This is a genomic window from Zoogloea ramigera, assembly GCF_006539865.1.
Classification (GTDB): Bacteria; Pseudomonadota; Gammaproteobacteria; order Burkholderiales; family Rhodocyclaceae; genus Zoogloea; species Zoogloea ramigera.
Map to the genome: position 1 here is coordinate 1 of NZ_BJNV01000040.1, position 16,033 is coordinate 16,033.

A 16,033-nucleotide genomic window follows, 5' to 3' on the forward strand; every position below is an offset into this window, starting at 1 on the left:
GTAGGCGCGGCAGTGGGAATGGCTGGGTAATGGATGCACGGGCGGCGGCGGAATAGACGCCTGAAAGCGGCAACACTTCCGGCTTGAAGCGCGCAGCGGAGATTGATTTTTCGGGCAGGGGAAAAAGCCGCGAGGAACGCTGATTTTTTCAACAGCCTGCTAGCCTACCTGGAGCTGGGTTATGTCCCGGAGATCGACTGCACGCATTACCTGTCACCCCTCGTCGGCGCAGCTCCTCACGAGTTCGGCCTCCGCTTCGCCGTGCACGCACCCTGGATCACCGGCCTCGAAGGCCAGAAACGCGCCCAGCCCGGCAAGAAGTGGGCGGGCTTCCTGCAGAACGCCATCGACGACTTCCCCGCACTCGCCGCCAATGGTTTCCGGATCGAAGGTGAGTTCCTCTTCCACCCCATCCGCCTCGACCCCGCGATCCTCGCTGACGCCTACCCCGACACCCTGGCCGATGCCCTCGAGCCCGTCGACGAAGCCCTCGCCCACCTCGCCGCGGCCCTGCCCGAGTTCGACCGCCTGATCGAAGCCGCGCAGTCACACTTTGGGCGCCAAGCCATCGACGCCACGCCGCCGGGCTGACGATTCATCACGCCGGGGCCATCAACGCCCCGGCTTCCTCCGCACGTACAGCGTCTTCTCCACCGTCGCCACCACCTCGCCCTGGCGGTTGGTCACGTCCACGGCAAACACCGGCTCGTGCTTGTCGCCGCCGGCGGTGGCGCGGCGGATTTCCTCGACCTGCTCCGGCGTGATGCGGAAGATCGCGCGCACGGTGCCGCGGCCGGGCAGCCGGTAATCGATGCGCGACGCCTTGTCCCACACCACATAGTCGCGCCCCAGGCGGTGCATCACCAGCAGCGCGAAGAACGGGTCGGTCATCGCAAACAGCGAGCCGCCGAAGTGGGTGCCCATGTAGTTGCGGTTGAGGAGGCCCAGGCGCATCCGCACGCGGGCTTCCAGGTAATCGGAGGCGAGGTGCTCCACATGGATGCCGGCGCCGATGAAGGGCGGCCACAGGTTCATCAGCAGGCGCAGGGTGCCGGCGCGGAGCTTCACGTTGCGCATGAAGCCCTGTTTGAGCTTGGCGCTCACGCCTTCGACAGCCCCTTCAAGGCCTGGCGGATGCCGTCCGACACGCCCACGCCTTCGGGCAGCGTCTTGACCGCGCCGAGGGCCTCCTTCTCGTTGTAGCCCAGCGCCAGCAGCGCGTTGACGATGTCGGCCCGGTCGTCGCCGGGCAGGTTCGCGGTGACGCTGCCGGCCACCGCCGGCAGGGCCTTGGCGAGCTTGTCGCGGAGCTCGAGGAGCAGGCGCTCGGCGGTCTTCTTGCCGATGCCGGGAATCTTCACCAGCCGGCCGGACTCCTGCAGCGCGATGGCCTGGGCGAGGTCGTGCACCGACAGCCCGGAGAGCACCGCCAGCGCGGTGCGGGCGCCGATGCCGGCCACCTTGAGGAGCTGGCGGAAGGCGGCGCGCTCGTCCTCGGTGGCGAAGCCGTACAGGAAGTGTCCGTCCTCGCGCACCGCCATGTGGGTTGCGAGGCTGACGTTCTGGCCAAGGGCCGGCAGGCCGTAGAAGGTGCTCATCGGCACCTCGAGCTCATAGCCGACGCCGTTTACGTCGACGAGGATCTGCGGGGGGTTCTTTTCGGCCAGGCGGCCGGTGATGCGTCCGATCATGGGGCGTTGGGAAGTGGGAAGTGGGAAGTGGGGAAGAGGCTATTCGAAGCGGGTGGCCATGAAGGCCGGCAGCGCCTCGGCCTGGGCTGACAGGGCGGCGAGGTGGGGGTAGTCGCTGTCGGCGACGAGGCCGGGCGCGGTGGCATGGATGAAGCGCCAGGCCACCGCCACGGTGATGTCGGCCTGGGTGGGGGCGTCGCCGCACAGCCAGTCGCCCTCGCTGGGCACCCGCCTCTCGAGCTCGCCGAAGGTGTCGCGGATCTGCCCCTCGACCCGCCGCAGCCAGCCCAGGTCGCGGCTCTCCAGGGGGCGGACCTTGGTTTCGTAGACGCGGTGCACGCCCTTCTCGGCGGCGGCCAGCCCGAAGCCGGTGAGCTGCAGGCAGCGCTTCAGCTGCTCCGGGCCGGCGGGCCAGAGGCTGCGGCCGGCCGGCGCGGTGCGCTCGAACCAGTCGATGATGTGGCTGCTGTCCACCAGCAGCTCGCCGTCGTCGAGCACCAGGGTCGGCGCCTTGGTGAGGGGGTTGATGGCGTGGAACTCGTCGAAATTGCGAAACACCGACAGGCTCTGGTGCTCGAAGGGGATGCCGAGCATCCGCGCGGTGATGACGGTGCGCCGGACGAAGGGTGAATCGAGCAGGCCGACGATTTTCATGGTTTCACTCCGTAAGGCAGGGGAATCGGGGTTTCAGGCGGCCCGGCCGGCGAGGAAGCCCGCCAGGTCGTGCAGGCTGCCGGCCAGCGGCACACCGGCGGCACGCACGTCGTCGGCGGGGGCCAGCAGGTCGGGCACCATCACCACCCGGGCGCCGGCGGCCAGGGCGCCGCGCACGCCAGCGTTGGAGTCTTCCAGCACCAGGCAGTTCGCCACCGGTACGCCGAGGCGCTCGGCGGCCTTCAAAAAGATGTCCGGCGCCGGCTTGCCGCGGCTCACCTCGTCGCCGCACACCATGCCGTGCACCCGGCCGAGCAGGCCGGCGGCGGCGAGCTTGGGCTCGGCCCGGGAGCGCCGCGTGGACGTCGCCACCACGCGGCCCAGGGCCAGCGTGTCGAGCACGTCGAAGAGGTCGGTGACGCCTTGCATCAGCGGGATCGCGCTGCTCATGATGCGCGCCTCGTAGATCCGCCCGAAGTGCTCGTAGAGCTGGTCCACCGGGAAATCGTCGCCCAGGTGGCGGCGGATCACGTGCTGGCCGTCCTTCGAGTTGAGGCCGACCATCGCCAAGCCAAGCTCGGGCGGCCACTCGAAGCCCATCTCGGCCGCCGCCGCCGCGACGGTGGCCAGGGCGACCCGCTCGCTGTCGAGCAGCAGGCCGTCCATGTCGAAGATGACGCCGTGGATGTCGAGGGCGGCGAAGGCAGGTGCAAAACTCATGACAGGGCTCCGGGCCAGCGTCCGAGCGCCAGGGTGGCGGCCAGGACGAGGCCATGCAGGTGGGCGGCGGCGATCGTCAACCGGAGGGCCGGCGCCAGCTCGCAAGGTTCGGCCGCGTGGGCGAGCAGGCTGCGCGCCGCACGGAACGACAGGATCAGCGTGAGCGCCGCGGCCGCCGCGCCCTGGGGCAGGTAGCCGCGCCCGACCATCAGCACCAGCCAGCCGTAGGCCGCCAGCACCAGGCCGAGCCAGGCCCACTTGGCCCCATCCGGGCCGAGGCGCACCACCAGCGTGCGCTTGCCGGCGGCCGCGTCGCCGCGCTGGTCGGGGAACTCGTTGATGAACAAAATCGCCGCCACCAGCAGCGCATACGACAGCCCGGCCTGCAGCGGCGCGAGGGCGAAGGCGGCGCGCTGCACGTAATCGCTGCCCACCACCACCAGCAGCCAGCCGGCCGCCACCGCGGCTTCGCCCAGCCCGCGGGAGGCCAGCGCCAGCGGCGGCGCGCTGTAGGCCCAGCCGATCAGCAGCCCGGCCAGCCCGATGACGATTAAACCAGGCCCCGCCTGCCACGCCAGCCACAGCCCCGCCGGCACCACGGGCAGCAGCAGGCCCCAGCCGAGGCGCGCCGTCTCGGCCTCGCTGAGCACGCCGTTCTGGATGAAGCGGCTGCCGCCGGTAAAGGGAAAGACCCGCTCGACGTTGGCCGCGTCGGCGCCGCTGCGGGCATCAAAGTAATCGTTGAGCACGTTGATGCCGGCGTGGGCCAGCAGCGCGAAGAACACCGTGGCCGCGGCCCGGCCGGCGTCGACCGGCACGCCGCTGCCGTGGGCCACCGCGAGGCCGATCAGGCAGGCGCACAGGGTCACGCCCAGAAAGGCCGGGCGGGTGGCGAGCAGGCCGGCCAGAAACGGCCGGGCGCGCAGGGAGGGCAGCGGTTCGGAAGGAGTCACGACATGGAGGCGCTGGATGGCTGAAGCCTGCCAATGCTGCGGTGCGCCGCAGCGGCGGTCAAGCCGGGCAGGGTGCAGCGACAAAGCGCGGCCCAATCGGTTAGCATCGCCGGCTGTCATCGTTCCGCCTTTGCGCCGTGGAAACCACCGCCCCGCCCTCCTCCCGACACCCCTCCAGCAGCGTCGGCCCGCGCCTCTACGGAATGCTGGCGGCCCTCGCGGCCCTGGCCGCGCTGGCCGGCTGGTTCGCGGTCTACCCCCTCGACCGCTGGGTCGCCGGCGTCCTGCTGGGCCTCTACGGCCTCACCGTCGCGCTGCGGCCGGCCCTCTGGCTGGTGCTGATGCCGGCGCTCTGGCCGGTGGTCGATCTGGCCCCCTGGAGCGGCCACATCCACCTCACCGAAAGCGACGCGCTGGCCCTCACGACCCTGGCCGCCCTCGGCCTTCGCGAGGCGCTCGCCCCGCCCCCCACCACCCTGGCCGGGTGGGCCCCGGTCAAGCTGACGGTGAGCGCGCTGGCCCTCTTCGGGCTGCTGGCGGCGGGCGTGCTCATCTCGGGCCTCCGCGGCCTCGGCCCGCAGCCGGTTTTCGACGCGGCGGCGCTGGTCGGCTACAACACACCGCTCAATGCGCTGCGGGTCGGCAAGGGCTTCGTGCTGGCCTTTGCGCTGATCCCCTTCCTGCACCTGGCCGTCCGCCGGGACGGCGAGGCAGCCCTCGGGCGGATCGTCACCGGCCTCACACTGGGCCTTGCCACCTGCGGCCTGGCGGCCCTGTGGGAGCGCCTGGCCTTCCCCGGCTTCACCAATTTTGGCGCCGACTACCGCAGCTCGGCCCTGTTCTGGGAGATGCACGTGGGCGGCGCCGCCCTCGATGCCTGGCTGGCCCTGGCCCTGCCCTTCGCGCTGGCCGCCATCGCCCGTGCCCGCCACCCCCTCGCCCGGGGCCTGGCCCTGGGGGTGCTGATCCTCGGTTTCTACGCCGCCTTCACCACCTTCTCGCGGATCGTCTATGGCGCGATGCTGATCGCCGCGGCCATCCTCGGCGGGCTGGCGCTGCTGCGGCCCGCCACCGGCGCCACGGCAGCGCCGCGCCCGCGGCCGGCCAGCCTGCTGCTGCTCACGGGAGTACTGATCGCAGGCTGCGCGCTGAGCTTCTCGGAGGGCGGCTACCGCGCCCTGCTCGCCTTTGCCGGGCTGGCGGTGCTCGGCTACGCAGCGGGCGGAGCCCTCGCCGGCGCCACCACCGCGCGGGTGGCGGGCGGCGTGGTGGGCGGGCTGCTGCTCACGGGGCTCAGCGTGGTGGCGATGCTGGCGCTGCCCAAGGGGGTCTATCTGGCCTATGGCGTGGCCTGGCTGATCACCGCCGGTGCCCTCGCCGCCACGCGCCGCAGCGCCCTGCCGCGCCCCGGGCTGACGCTGGCGCTGCTCACCTGGCTCGCCGGCACGACGGTGCTCATCAGCGCCTTCTGGAGCATCAGCCACAGCTTTGCCGGCACCGCGGTGGGGGCCGCCCTGGCGCTGGCGCTGCTGGCGCGCCAGGCCCTGGGCGGCACGCCCCTGTGGACACCCCGCCTGCAGGAAGCCCCCGGCGTGGCCATTGCCCTCGCGATGGCCGGGATGCTGGTGACAACGCTCGGCAGCTATTACATGGGCGACCGCCTGGGTGCGACCGGCAACGACATCGAGATCCGCTCCCGGCACTTCAAGCTGAGCCTGGGCCTGGTGCCCGCGGGCATCGACAGCCTGGTGGGCATCGGCCTGGGGCGTTATCCGGCGGCCTATTTCTGGGAGCCGGGCGCCCCCCGCCCGAGCGCCCTCGGCCTTGGCCACGACGACAGCGGAGCCTTCATCCAGATCGGGCCGCCGGCAGGGGTGACCGAACCCATCCGGTTCTCCCAGCGCATCCCGATCGACACCGCCGGGGTCGCCCGTTACAGCCTCAAGGCGCGCAGCGAGCAGGATGCCGTCGTCAGCGTGAGCATCTGCCGCAAACACCTCCTCTACAGCGACAGTTGCGCCACCCAGAGCCTCCCGATCACCGGCGGCAAGGGCTGGCAGACCGTCGCTGGCCAGTTTGACGATGTGCCCGGCCCCCTGCGGCCACCCAGGCTGGCGGTGTTCAGCGTCGAGGTCGGCGCCCCCGCTGCGGTGGATCTCTCCAGCTTCGCCCTGGTGGACGCCCGCTGGCAGCCCCTGCTGGCCAATGGCGACCTGGCGCGTGGCACCGACTTCTGGTTCTTCACCTCCGACCACGAGCACCTGCCCTGGCACGCCAAGAACCTGTTCGTGCACACCTACGTCGAGCAGGGCCTCCTCGGCGTCACGGCCCTCGCCCTGATCCTGGCCACCGCTGCCCTGCGGCTGTTCCGGCAGGCCCTGCGCGGTCAGACGCTGGCCCCGACCGTGCTGGCGGCCGTCGCCGGTGTGCTCACCGTGGGGATGGTGGACAGCTTGATGGACATGCCCCGGATCACCGTCTTCCTGCTGTTGCTGCTGTGGCTGGCGCTGACCCTCCGCCAGCCGCCCGGCCCGCACCCCCAATAATCCTGGAAACGGCAGTTGACCGCTTTTCGTAACCTCAAGAACCGCATGAGCAAACGCTTTCGTACCTTCGCAGACGCTCACCCGGAGGGTGATAGCGCTACACGCCCGCTGGCACGCCTGCGCGGGCGCCTGGCTTTGTCACTCCGCCTTGCAGGCATGAGCCTGCCGCGTTGTCGCGAGAAAGCGCCGGGCCGCCCCAAGCTTTCTCGCGGCCCCCTCGGGGGGCAGGAGCGCCGCATCGCGGCGTCTCCGGGGGTGGAGCTCTTCGCGCCAGACACCCGCCCAGACGCACCAGCAAGCGCGTCCAACTACCGTTTCTAGAATGAACGAAGACACCCCCAGCGTGCCCGCCCTGCCCACCCCTTCCCTGCTGCGCCGCGTCCGGCGCCTTGTCGCCGCGGCGCTGCTCGCGGCCAGCACCGCCGCGCCCGCCGCGGTGATCATCGTCGGCCCCGACGAGAGCGTGACGCGCATCGCCGACGCCGCGCGCCTCGCCCGGGACGGCGACACCGTCCTCATCAAGCCCGGCACCTATCGGGGCGATGTGGCCGTGTGGCCCCAGAAATCCCTCGAAATCCGCGGCCTGGGCACCCGGCCGGTGCTCCAGGCCGACGGACGCGACGCGGAAGGCAAGGGGATCTGGGTGTTCGTGAACGGGCACTTCAAGGTGGACAACATCGCCTTCCGCGGCGCCCGCGTGGCCGATGGCAATGGCGCCGGCATCCGCATGGAGCAGGGCTCGCTGGAAGTCCGCAACTGCAGTTTCGAGGACAACCAGAACGGCATCCTGACCGCCAACTTCGACGACACCGAGCTGCGCGTCATCAACAGCACCTTCGACAAGGCCCCCCACGACGAGCTCGGGCTGCACCACCTGCTGTATGTGGGGCGGATCAAGCATTTCGTGCTCGAAGGCAGCCACCTGCAGCGCGGCTACCGCGGGCACCTGGTCAAGAGCCGGGCCCGGCTGAACGAGGTGCGCTACAACCTGCTCTCCGACGGGCCCGAGGGCGCGGCCTCCTACGAACTCGAGTTTCCCGAGGGCGGCGTCGCGGTGGTCACCGGCAACGTGATCGCCCAGAGCGCCGCCAGCGGCAACCCGGTGGTCATCGGCTACGGGGCCGAAGCGGGCAACCGGCCAGTGAACCGCCTGTTTCTCTCCCACAACACCCTGATCAACAAGGGCATCCGCCCGGCCTGGTTCGTTCGGGCGTGGACCGACAAGCTGCCCGCCGGCACCGAGATCGTCACCCGCAACAACCTCACCGTCGGCTTCGGGCTGTTCACGCTGCTGCTGCCCGGCGACCATCGGGGCAACTACATGCTGCCCCCGGGCGCCATCGACCCCGACAAACTCGAACTCGCCCCCGCTCCGGACTCCTGGCTGCGCGGCCGGCTCAGCCGCGCCGAAACCCTCGGCGGCACCGAGCTCGCCCCCCGCGCCGAGTTCGCCTTCCCGGCCGGCACCCAGCCCCTCTCCCAGCCGCCGGTGTGGACCCCGGGCGCCTTCCAGGGAAGCGGCGTCGCCCTCCACCGCCCGGCCGATCGCTGAAGCCCCCCATGCCTGTCCGCCGCCCCATGGCGCTGCAGCTCACGTTGCAGATCGCGCTGCTGGCCCCGGTCGGCGGGCCCGCCCTCGCCGAAGTCATCACCGTCGGCCCCGGCGGCACGGTCGAGCGCATCGCCGACGCGGCCCGCATCGCCCGGGACGGCGACACCGTCCTCATCAAACCCGGCACCTACCGGGGCGACGTCGCGGTGTGGCCGCAGCAGGATCTCGAAATCCGCGGCGTCGGTGCCCGGCCGGTGCTGCTGGCCGACGGCCCGCTGGCGGAGGGCAAGGGCATCTGGGTGCTCAGGAGCGGCCGCTTCCGGATCAGCAACATCGAGTTTCGCGGCGCCCGCGCCCCCGCAGGCAATGGCGCCGGCATCCGCTTCGAGCGCGGCACGCTGGAGCTGGCCGACTGCGTCTTCGAGGACAACGAGAACGGCATCCTCACCGGCAACGAGGCCGACAGCGCGCTGCGCATCGCCAATAGCGTGTTCGGCCACGCCCCCAAAGGCGGGCTGCTGCTGCCGCACCTGCTCTACGTGGGGCGGATCGGCCATTTCGTGCTCGAGGGCAGCCACTTCCAGCAGGGCCACCGGGGGCATCTGGTGAAGAGCCGGGCGCGGGTGAGCGAGGTGCGCTACAACTGGCTGGCCGACGGGCCGGGCGGCACCGCGTCCTACGAGCTGGAGTTTCCGGAGGGGGGCGACGCACAGGTGGTGGGCAACCTGATCGCCCAGAGCCCCACCACCGACAACCCGGCCATCGTCTCCTACGGCGCCGAGCACGGCCGCTGGCCCGTGAACCGGCTGCAGCTGTCCCACAACACCCTGATCAACGACGGCGACAAGCCCGGCCAGTTTGCCCGCGTGTGGTTCGAGCGCCTGCCCGCCGACGCCCGCGTGAGCACGCGCAACAACCTGCTGCTCGGGCCCGGCAGCTTCGTCGAGGCGATGCCCGGCGACCACCGGGGCAACGCGCATCTGCCGGCCGGGGCTTCGGCCTGGCCCGGCCCGCAGCTCGCGCCGGTGCCATCGGCCGACGACATCGGGCTGGCGCCCGACGCAGAGTTCCGCTTCCCGGCCGGCACCCGCCCGCTGGCCAACCCGCCACACTGGCTGCCCGGCGCCTTCCAGACGCCCCCGGCCGGCGACGCCCCGGAGCGCTGAACCCCGCCCTCAGGCCCGGCGCAGGGCCACGTGGGCGCGGACCATCTGCTCGGCATCCCGCCGGAAGGGCGACTCGGGCCCGCCCCCCAGCCAGTGCTTTATCAGCCCGCCGACGAACATGAAGGTGTCGGTCGCCAGCGCCGCCGGGGTCACGCCCGGGCGCAGCAGGCCGCGGGCGGCGGCCCGGGTGTAGGCCTGGGTCAGGTCGCTCAGGAAGACCTCCTGGCCGGACGAGCAGCCCATCAGCGGCAGGAGCTCGTCCACGTATTCACATTTGAAAGCCACGATCTCTATCGTCTCGCGGGTCTTCGGCTCGTCGGCGAGCACCCGGAAGATCTCCAGCAAGGCCGTCTCGATGCCCGCGAGCGGGTCTTCGTCGTCGGCGTCGAAGACCACCCGGTCGACGAAGGGCAGCGTGGCGTCCTCGCGCATCGCAAAGAACAGCTCGCTCTTGTTGCGGAAATGCCAATACACCGCGCCGCGGGTCACCCCGGCGGCGGCGGCGATCTTTTCGAGGGAGGTGTGGCTCACCCCGCATTGCAGAAACACCCGGCGCGCAGCATCGATGATGTGCAGGCGGGTGATCTCGGCTTCTTCTTTCGTTTTACGAACCATCGGCCTGTTCTAAAGTCGGTATTATTTCGTCGGCATTCCCGGGGCGACCTTCGGTGTGGCGCGATCTTTACCCACCCTTACGTGCCGGGCTATTTACATACAACCGTGTTTGTATAAACTATGCCCCAAGCCCCATCAGAAATCCAGCCCCCGGAGATCACCGTGACCGTCCGTTCCGCCACCCGCCTCGCCGGCCTTGGCCTGTCGACCCTTTCCGCCACCCTCCTGCTCGCCGCCTGTTCCAGCAAGGAGCAGCCGCCCGCCGGCCCCCCGGGCGGCGCGATGCCGCCGCTGCCCGTCACCGCCCTCGAAATGCAGCCGACCCGCGTCGAGACCAGCGTCGAAGCCGTCGCCCAGACCGAAGGCGCCCGTGAGGTCGAGGTCCGCGCCCGCGTCGGCGGCATCCTCGAGAAGCGGGTGTTCGACGAAGGCTCGCCGGTGAAGGCCGGCCAGGCGCTCTACCAGATCGACCGGGCGCCCCTCGAGACTGCCGTCGCCCAGGCCAAGGCCCAGCTCGCCGAAGCCAGGGCCCGCGTCGAGCAGACCCAGCGCGAAGCCGCCCGCCTCAAGGGCCTGCTGGCCCAGCAGGCCATCAGCCAGCGCGAATACGACACCGCCAGCTCCGACAACAGCGTCGCCGTGGCCACCGTACAGGCCGCCCAGGCCGCCCTGCGCCAGGCCGAGCTGAACCTCTCCTATGCCACCGTCACCGCGCCGGTGGGCGGCATCAGCGGCCGTTCGGTGGTCTCCGAAGGCACCCTGCTTGCCACCGGCGGCGGCACCCTGCTGACCACCGTGGTGCAGGTCAACCCGATGTGGGTGCGCTTCTCGATCCCCGAGGCCGAGCTGTCGGCGGCGATGCCCGAGGGCCGCTTCAAGCCCCAGGCGATCCGCGGCGTCGAGCTCGTGCTGCCCGACGGCAGCAGCTACCCGGTGCGCGGCAAGCTCAACTTCGCCGCCAGCCAGATCGACCCCAAGCTCGGCACGCTGCAGTTGCGCGGCGAGTTCGCCAACCCCGAAGGCCGCCTGCTACCGGGCCAGTTCGTGCGTGCGCGGCTGATCACCGGCGAGCGCAGCGGCGTCTTCAAGGTGCCCCAGGCCGCAGTGATGCAGACCGAAAAGGGCCCGATCGTGATGACCGTCGACGCCGACAACAAGGTCGCCCCGCGCCCGGTCAAGACCGGCCAGTGGAGCGGCCCCGACTGGATCATCCTCGGGGGCCTCCAGGCCGGCGACAAGGTGATCGTGGACAACCTCATGAAGGCCCGCCCGGGCACGACGGTCGCTCCCCACGCACCGGGCCAGGGCCCTGGCGCGCCGGGTGCCGCCAAGCCGGGCACCGCGCCCGCCGCCGCTCCGGCGGCGAAGGGTTGAGGGGGCACGCACAATGTCACGTTTCTTCATCAACCGGCCGATCTTCGCGTCGGTCATCTCGATCATCATCGTGATCGCCGGCCTGATGGCCGCGCGCGCGCTGCCCATCGCCCAATACCCCGAAATCACCCCGCCGACGGTGGTGATCACCGCCTCCTACCCGGGCGCCTCCGCCGACACCCTGGCAAAAACCGTGGCCGCTCCCATCGAGGAGCAGCTGTCGGGGGTCGAGAACCTGCTGTACTTCAACTCCACCGCCTCGTCCAACGGCAGCCTGACGATCACCGCCTCCTTCGAGGTCGGCACCAACGTCGACATGGCCACCGTCAACGTCAACAACCGGGTCAAGATCGCCGAGCCGCGCCTGCCCGACGTGGTGCGCCAGTTCGGCGTGACGGTGCAGAAGCGCTCCAACGACATCCTGATGGTCGCCACCCTGACCTCGCCGGATGCCAGCCGGACGCCGCTGTTCCTCTCCAACTACGCGCTGGTCAACGTCGTGGACGACCTCAAGCGCATCCCCGGCGTGGGTGACGCCCAGATCTTCGGCGCCCTCGACTACTCCATCCGCCTGTGGCTGAAGCCCGACCGCATGGCCCAGCTGGGGGTAACGGCCAGCGACATCGCCAACGCCATCGCCGCCCAGAACCGCCAGAACGCCGCCGGCAAGATCGGCCAGGAGCCGGCCCCCGCCGGCCAGCAGCTGGTGTACACCGTCACCGCCAAGGGGCGCCTCAGCTCCCCCGAGGAGTTCGGCAACATCGTGGTCCGCGCCGCCGGCCCGAACGGCGTGCTCCGCGTGAAGGACGTGGCCCGGGTCGAGCTCGGCGCCCAGAACTACGACGCCAGCACCACGCTGCTCGGCAAGCCGGTGGTTGGTGTCGGCATCTTCCTGCAATCCGGCGCCAACGCCCTCGAAGTGGCCGCCAAGGTGCGCGCCCGCATGGACGAGCTGAAGCTCAAGTTCCCCACCGGCGTCGACTACGTCATCCCCTTCGACACCACCAAGTTCGTGCAGGCTTCCATCGAGGAGGTCGTGCGCACCCTCGGCGAAGCCATGCTGCTGGTGGGCGCGGTGGTTTACCTGTTCCTCCAGAACTGGCGCGCCACCCTGATCCCGCTGATCGCCGTGCCGGTGTCGCTGATCGGCACCTTCGCCGGCCTGTGGATGTTCGGATTCTCGATCAACACCCTCACCCTGTTCGCGATGGTGCTGGCGATCGGCATCGTGGTGGATGACGCCATCGTGGTGCTCGAGAACGTCGAGCGCCTGATGTGGGAAGAGAAGATGCAGCCGCGCGAGGCTGCCGTCGAGGCCATGCGCGAAGTCTCCGGCGCGGTGATCGCGATCGTGCTGGTGCTGTGCGCGGTATTCGTGCCGGTGGCCTTCCTTGGCGGCATCGCCGGCAAGCTCTACCAGCAGTTCGCGGTGACGGTGGCCATCGCGGTGACCCTCTCCGGCGTCGTCGCACTCACCCTCACCCCGGCCCTGTGCGCGCTGCTGCTGCAGACCAAGCACGAAGAAGCCCCCATCTTCCGCCCCTTCAACCGGCTGTTCGACGCCTTCACCGGCTCCTACACCAGCATGGTGCACAAGACCCTGCACCACCGCATCATCGGCGCCGTGGCGTGCACGATCATCGTCGGCGGCAGCATCTTCATGTTCCGCGCGGTGCCCGGCGGCTTCGTGCCGGCCGAAGACCAGGGCTACCTGATCAGCGCGCTGATGCTCCCCGACGGCGCCAGCCTGCAGCGCACCCGCGTCACCGGCGAGAGCTTCCAGCAGAAGCTCAAGCAGGACGACAGCGTCGACAAGGTCTTCGTGATCGCCGGCAACGACATCATCGGCGGCGGCCTCAAGCCCAACGCCGGCACGGTGTTCATCCCGCTCAAGGACTGGTCGGAGCGCAGCACCGGCGCCGACGAGCTGGCCAAGAAGTTCACCGGCCTCGGCATGACCCTGCCCGACGGCCTGGGCATCGTGTTCAACCCGCCCGCGATCCGCGGCCTGGGCGCGGCCGGCGGCTTCGAGGCCTACATCCAGGCCCGCGGCGACGCCGACCCGCAAAAGCTGGCCGGCGTGATCCAGCAGTTCATGGAAGCCCTCAAGAAGCGCCCCGAGCTCACCGGCATCAACACCTTCTTCCGCCCCACCTCGCCCCAGCTCTACGTGGAAGTGGATGAAGCCAAGGCCATCTCGATGGACATCCCGGTGGCCGACGTCTACCAGTCGCTGCAGGCCACCATGGGCTCGCTCTATGTGAACGACTTCAACCTCAACGGCCGCACCTACCGCGTCCAGCTCCAGGCCGACGGCGCCTACCGGGCCAGGCCCGACGACCTGGGCAAGGTGTATGTACGCTCCACCGCCGGCGCGATGGTGCCCGTCGGGGCGCTGATCAAGGTCAGGCAGCAGGTGGGCGCCGAGCAGCTCGAGCGCTTCAACGGCTTCCTGGCCGCCAAGGTGCTCGGCAACTCGATCCCCAAGGTCAGCACCGGCGACGCCATCAAGATCGTCGAGGAAGTCGCCCGCGAAACCCTGCCGGCCGGCTACGAGCTGGCCTGGACCGGCCAGGCCTTCCAGGAGAAGCGCACCGGCACCACCTCGGCGATCGCCTTCGTGTTCGGCATCATCATGGTCTTCCTGATCCTCGCCGCCCAGTACGAGAAGTGGTCGCTGCCGCTGGCGGTGATCATGTCGGTGCCCTTCGCGCTGTTCGGCGCGCTGGCGGCGGTGATGATCCGCGGCATGCCCAACGACATCTACTTCCAGATCGGCCTGGTGGTGCTGATCGGCCTCGCCGCCAAGAACGCCATCCTGATCGTCGAGTTCGCCGCCCAGAAGCGGGCCGAGGGCATGCACGTGCTCGAGGCCGCCCTCGAAGGCGCGCGGCTGCGCTTCCGCCCCATCGTGATGACGTCCCTGGCCTTCATCCTCGGCGTCTTCCCGCTGGTCATCTCGACCGGCGCCGGCGCCGCGGCCCGCAAGTCCATGGGCACCGGCGTGTTCGGCGGGATGCTGGCGGCCACCTTCATCGCCACCCTCTTCATCCCGATGTTCTTCAGCTGGTTCGCCGGGCGCCGGGCGCCCCAGGCGGCCGCCACCCCCCACAGCTCCGAGGAGAAGGCATGATGCGCCGCCCTGACGCCCCCCACTTCACCGCGCGGCCCTTCGCCCTCGCCGCGCTGACGCTGGCCCTGCTGTCCGGCTGCGCCATCGGGCCCGACTACGTGCGCCCCGCCGCCCAGGTCGGCCTGCCCGAGGCCTACAACGCCGCCGGCCCGCTGGCCGCCGCGCCCACGGTGGCCGACAACTGGTGGTCGCTGTTTGGCGACAGCCAGCTCGACGGCCTGGTCGCCCAGGCCCTCGCCACCAGCCCCGACGCCCGCATCGCCGCGCTGCGCATCGAAGAGGCCGACGCCCTGCTGCGCCAGGTCGACGCCGCCCTGCTGCCGCAGGTCAACGTGGATGCCAGCGGCAGCCGCAGCCGGATCAGCCAGACCAACGCCACGCCGATCCCGTCCACCGCGCCGATCACCCGCAGCAGCGCCCGCCTCGCCCTGTCCACCTCCTTCGAGCTGGACGTGTGGGGCAAGCTGCGGCGCGCCTCGGAGGCCGCCCGGGCCCAGGCCCTGGGCACCCGCTACGCCGCCGACACGGTGTCGCTGAGCCTTGCCGCAGCGGTCACCCAGGCCTACCTCAACCTGCGCGCCATCGACGCCCAGCTGCTGGCCGTCGACGACTCCCTCAGCAGCCAGAGCCGCAGCACCCAGCTCACCCGCACCCGCTTCGAGGGCGGCATCGCCTCGCAGCTCGACGTGCAGCAGGCCGAGGGCGCACTGGCCACCTACACCGCCGCGCGGGTCGAGCTCGACCGCGCCCGCGGCCTGTCCGAGAACCTGCTCGGCCTGCTGGTCGGCCAGCCCGGCCTCAAGGTCGCCGCGGGCGACCTGCGCACCCTGCCGGTGCCGCCGGCGCCGCCCGCCGGCCTGCCCTCCGCGCTCCTCGAGACCCGGCCGGATGTGAAGAAGGCCGAGACCGACCTGATCGCCGCCAACGCGAAGATCGGCGTCGCCAAGGCCGCGCTGTTCCCCAGCATCACCCTCACCGGCAACTTCGGCCGCGAGAGCAAGGACCTGTCGCAGCTCTTCAGCGCCCCGTCGGCGGTGTGGTCCTTCGGCGCCGGGCTCACCCAGCCGATCTTCGAAGGCGGCCGCCTGCGCGCCCAGGTGGACCAGATCACCGCCCAGCAGCAGCAGAGCCTCGAGACCTACCGCAAGACGGTGCAGGGCGCCTTCCGCGAAGTGAACGACGCCCTCGTCAGCGTAGGCCGCAACGCCGACGCCGAGGACGCCTACACCCGCGCCATGAACGCCGCCAAGCGCGCCCTGCAGCTCGCCCAGGCCCGCTACGACGCCGGCTACTCGCCCTACCTCGAAGTGCTGAGCGCCCAGCGCACCGCCAACGACGCCACCGTGGCCTGGATCCAGAACCGCCAGGCCCGCCTCACGGCCACCGTGGACCTGTTCAAGGCCCTGGGGGGGGGCTGGAAGGGCGCCTGAGGGCACCTGAGGCCGCCCCGCCGCCCGGGCCGCAACACCCGCCCGGGCGGCCGGCGCCGACGGCATCCCCCGTGATGCCACACAAACCCGGCAAGCCGCGCCGAAAACACCTTATTTCACGCCCAAAAAACCGCCAGCCACGTCACAAAAACCGTTCTCCACGCCGCCGGAATTTTTTGTCGTGTGGCAAAAAGCCCCA

Annotated in this window: 13 protein-coding genes; 7 read left to right on the forward strand and 6 right to left on the reverse strand. The window is 70.7% G+C overall.

The window, feature by feature from the left end; all coding sequences use genetic code 11:
- Nucleotides 1-102 precede the first annotated feature (102 nt).
- Nucleotides 103-591, forward strand: a complete 489-nt coding sequence (locus tag ZRA01_RS11925; RefSeq protein ID WP_141352459.1) for a hypothetical protein — start codon at nt 103-105, stop codon at nt 589-591.
- A 21-nt stretch (nt 592-612) separates the two neighbouring features.
- Here ZRA01_RS11925 and ZRA01_RS11930 read toward each other — a convergent pair whose 3' ends face one another.
- From ZRA01_RS11930 to ZRA01_RS11950, 5 genes are read right to left on the reverse strand one after another with little or no spacing between them, the layout of a single operon-like run.
- Nucleotides 613-1,104, reverse strand: a complete 492-nt coding sequence (locus ZRA01_RS11930) for a DUF4442 domain-containing protein (RefSeq protein WP_246093651.1) — start codon at nt 1,102-1,104, stop codon at nt 613-615.
- Complete coding sequence (gene ruvA, locus ZRA01_RS11935) at nt 1,101-1,691, reverse strand: Holliday junction branch migration protein RuvA (protein WP_141352461.1); 591 nt, start codon at nt 1,689-1,691, stop codon at nt 1,101-1,103. Before ruvA ends, ZRA01_RS11930 begins: the two co-directional genes overlap by 4 nt.
- Before the next feature lie 39 nt (nt 1,692-1,730).
- Nucleotides 1,731-2,345 (reverse strand): glutathione S-transferase family protein, encoded by a 615-nt coding sequence (locus ZRA01_RS11940; protein ID WP_141352463.1) that lies wholly within the window; start codon nt 2,343-2,345, stop codon nt 1,731-1,733.
- A 33-nt stretch (nt 2,346-2,378) separates the two neighbouring features.
- Nucleotides 2,379-3,065, reverse strand: coding sequence for an HAD family hydrolase (locus ZRA01_RS11945; RefSeq protein ID WP_141352465.1), 687 nt, complete (start codon nt 3,063-3,065; stop codon nt 2,379-2,381).
- Nucleotides 3,062-4,018 (reverse strand): prenyltransferase, encoded by a 957-nt coding sequence (locus ZRA01_RS11950; protein WP_246093652.1) that lies wholly within the window; start codon nt 4,016-4,018, stop codon nt 3,062-3,064. The genes ZRA01_RS11945 and ZRA01_RS11950 overlap by 4 nt, the downstream gene beginning before the upstream one ends.
- A gap of 137 nt (nt 4,019-4,155) precedes the next feature.
- Here ZRA01_RS11950 and ZRA01_RS11955 point away from each other — a divergent pair, with 137 nt between their 5' ends.
- The 3 genes from ZRA01_RS11955 to ZRA01_RS11965 all read left to right on the forward strand — a co-directional run bounded on the left by ZRA01_RS11955 (nt 4,156) and on the right by ZRA01_RS11965 (nt 9,282).
- The gene (locus ZRA01_RS11955) at nt 4,156-6,564 is read left to right on the forward strand and encodes a hypothetical protein (protein WP_141352469.1); all 2,409 of its coding nucleotides are present in this window, start codon (nt 4,156-4,158) and stop codon (nt 6,562-6,564) included.
- A gap of 322 nt (nt 6,565-6,886) precedes the next feature.
- Complete coding sequence (locus ZRA01_RS11960) at nt 6,887-8,116, forward strand: right-handed parallel beta-helix repeat-containing protein (RefSeq protein ID WP_246093653.1); 1,230 nt, start codon at nt 6,887-6,889, stop codon at nt 8,114-8,116.
- Between the two features lie 8 nt (nt 8,117-8,124).
- A complete protein-coding gene (locus ZRA01_RS11965; protein WP_246093654.1) occupies nt 8,125-9,282 on the forward strand; it encodes a right-handed parallel beta-helix repeat-containing protein in 1,158 nt (385 codons plus the stop codon).
- A 9-nt stretch (nt 9,283-9,291) separates the two neighbouring features.
- Here the strand turns inward: ZRA01_RS11965 and ZRA01_RS11970 are convergent, their stop codons facing one another.
- Entirely contained in the window at nt 9,292-9,897 is a 606-nt protein-coding gene (locus ZRA01_RS11970) for a TetR family transcriptional regulator (RefSeq protein ID WP_141352471.1), read from the reverse strand.
- Nucleotides 9,898-10,059: 162 nt separating this feature from the next.
- On the opposite strand from ZRA01_RS11970, the gene ZRA01_RS11975 reads away from it, so the two are divergent.
- The 3 genes from ZRA01_RS11975 to ZRA01_RS11985 are packed head-to-tail and all read left to right on the forward strand — an operon-like array spanning nt 10,060 to nt 15,834.
- On the forward strand, nt 10,060-11,271 hold the full coding sequence (locus ZRA01_RS11975) for an efflux RND transporter periplasmic adaptor subunit (RefSeq protein WP_246093655.1): 1,212 nt from the start codon (nt 10,060-10,062) through the stop codon (nt 11,269-11,271).
- 13 nt (nt 11,272-11,284) lie between these two features.
- Nucleotides 11,285-14,404 (forward strand): efflux RND transporter permease subunit, encoded by a 3,120-nt coding sequence (locus ZRA01_RS11980; protein WP_141352474.1) that lies wholly within the window; start codon nt 11,285-11,287, stop codon nt 14,402-14,404.
- On the forward strand, nt 14,401-15,834 hold the full coding sequence (locus tag ZRA01_RS11985; RefSeq protein ID WP_246093656.1) for an efflux transporter outer membrane subunit: 1,434 nt from the start codon (nt 14,401-14,403) through the stop codon (nt 15,832-15,834). Before ZRA01_RS11980 ends, ZRA01_RS11985 begins: the two co-directional genes overlap by 4 nt.
- Nucleotides 15,835-16,033: the final 199 nt, after the last annotated feature.

What these genes read in the sequence shown, in the direction of transcription:
- ZRA01_RS11970 (WP_141352471.1), bottom strand. Translation starts at nt 9,897, where the DNA reads ATGGTTCGTAAAACGAAAGAAGAAGCCGAGATCACCCGCCTGCACATC.
- ZRA01_RS11960 (WP_246093653.1), top strand. Translation starts at nt 6,887, where the DNA reads ATGAACGAAGACACCCCCAGCGTGCCCGCCCTGCCCACCCCTTCCCTG.
- ZRA01_RS11940 (WP_141352463.1), bottom strand. Translation starts at nt 2,345, where the DNA reads ATGAAAATCGTCGGCCTGCTCGATTCACCCTTCGTCCGGCGCACCGTC.
- ZRA01_RS11965 (WP_246093654.1), top strand. Translation starts at nt 8,125, where the DNA reads ATGCCTGTCCGCCGCCCCATGGCGCTGCAGCTCACGTTGCAGATCGCG.
- ruvA (WP_141352461.1), bottom strand. Translation starts at nt 1,691, where the DNA reads ATGATCGGACGCATCACCGGCCGCCTGGCCGAAAAGAACCCCCCGCAG.
- ZRA01_RS11985 (WP_246093656.1), top strand. Translation starts at nt 14,401, where the DNA reads ATGATGCGCCGCCCTGACGCCCCCCACTTCACCGCGCGGCCCTTCGCC.
- ZRA01_RS11980 (WP_141352474.1), top strand. Translation starts at nt 11,285, where the DNA reads ATGTCACGTTTCTTCATCAACCGGCCGATCTTCGCGTCGGTCATCTCG.
- ZRA01_RS11945 (WP_141352465.1), bottom strand. Translation starts at nt 3,065, where the DNA reads ATGAGTTTTGCACCTGCCTTCGCCGCCCTCGACATCCACGGCGTCATC.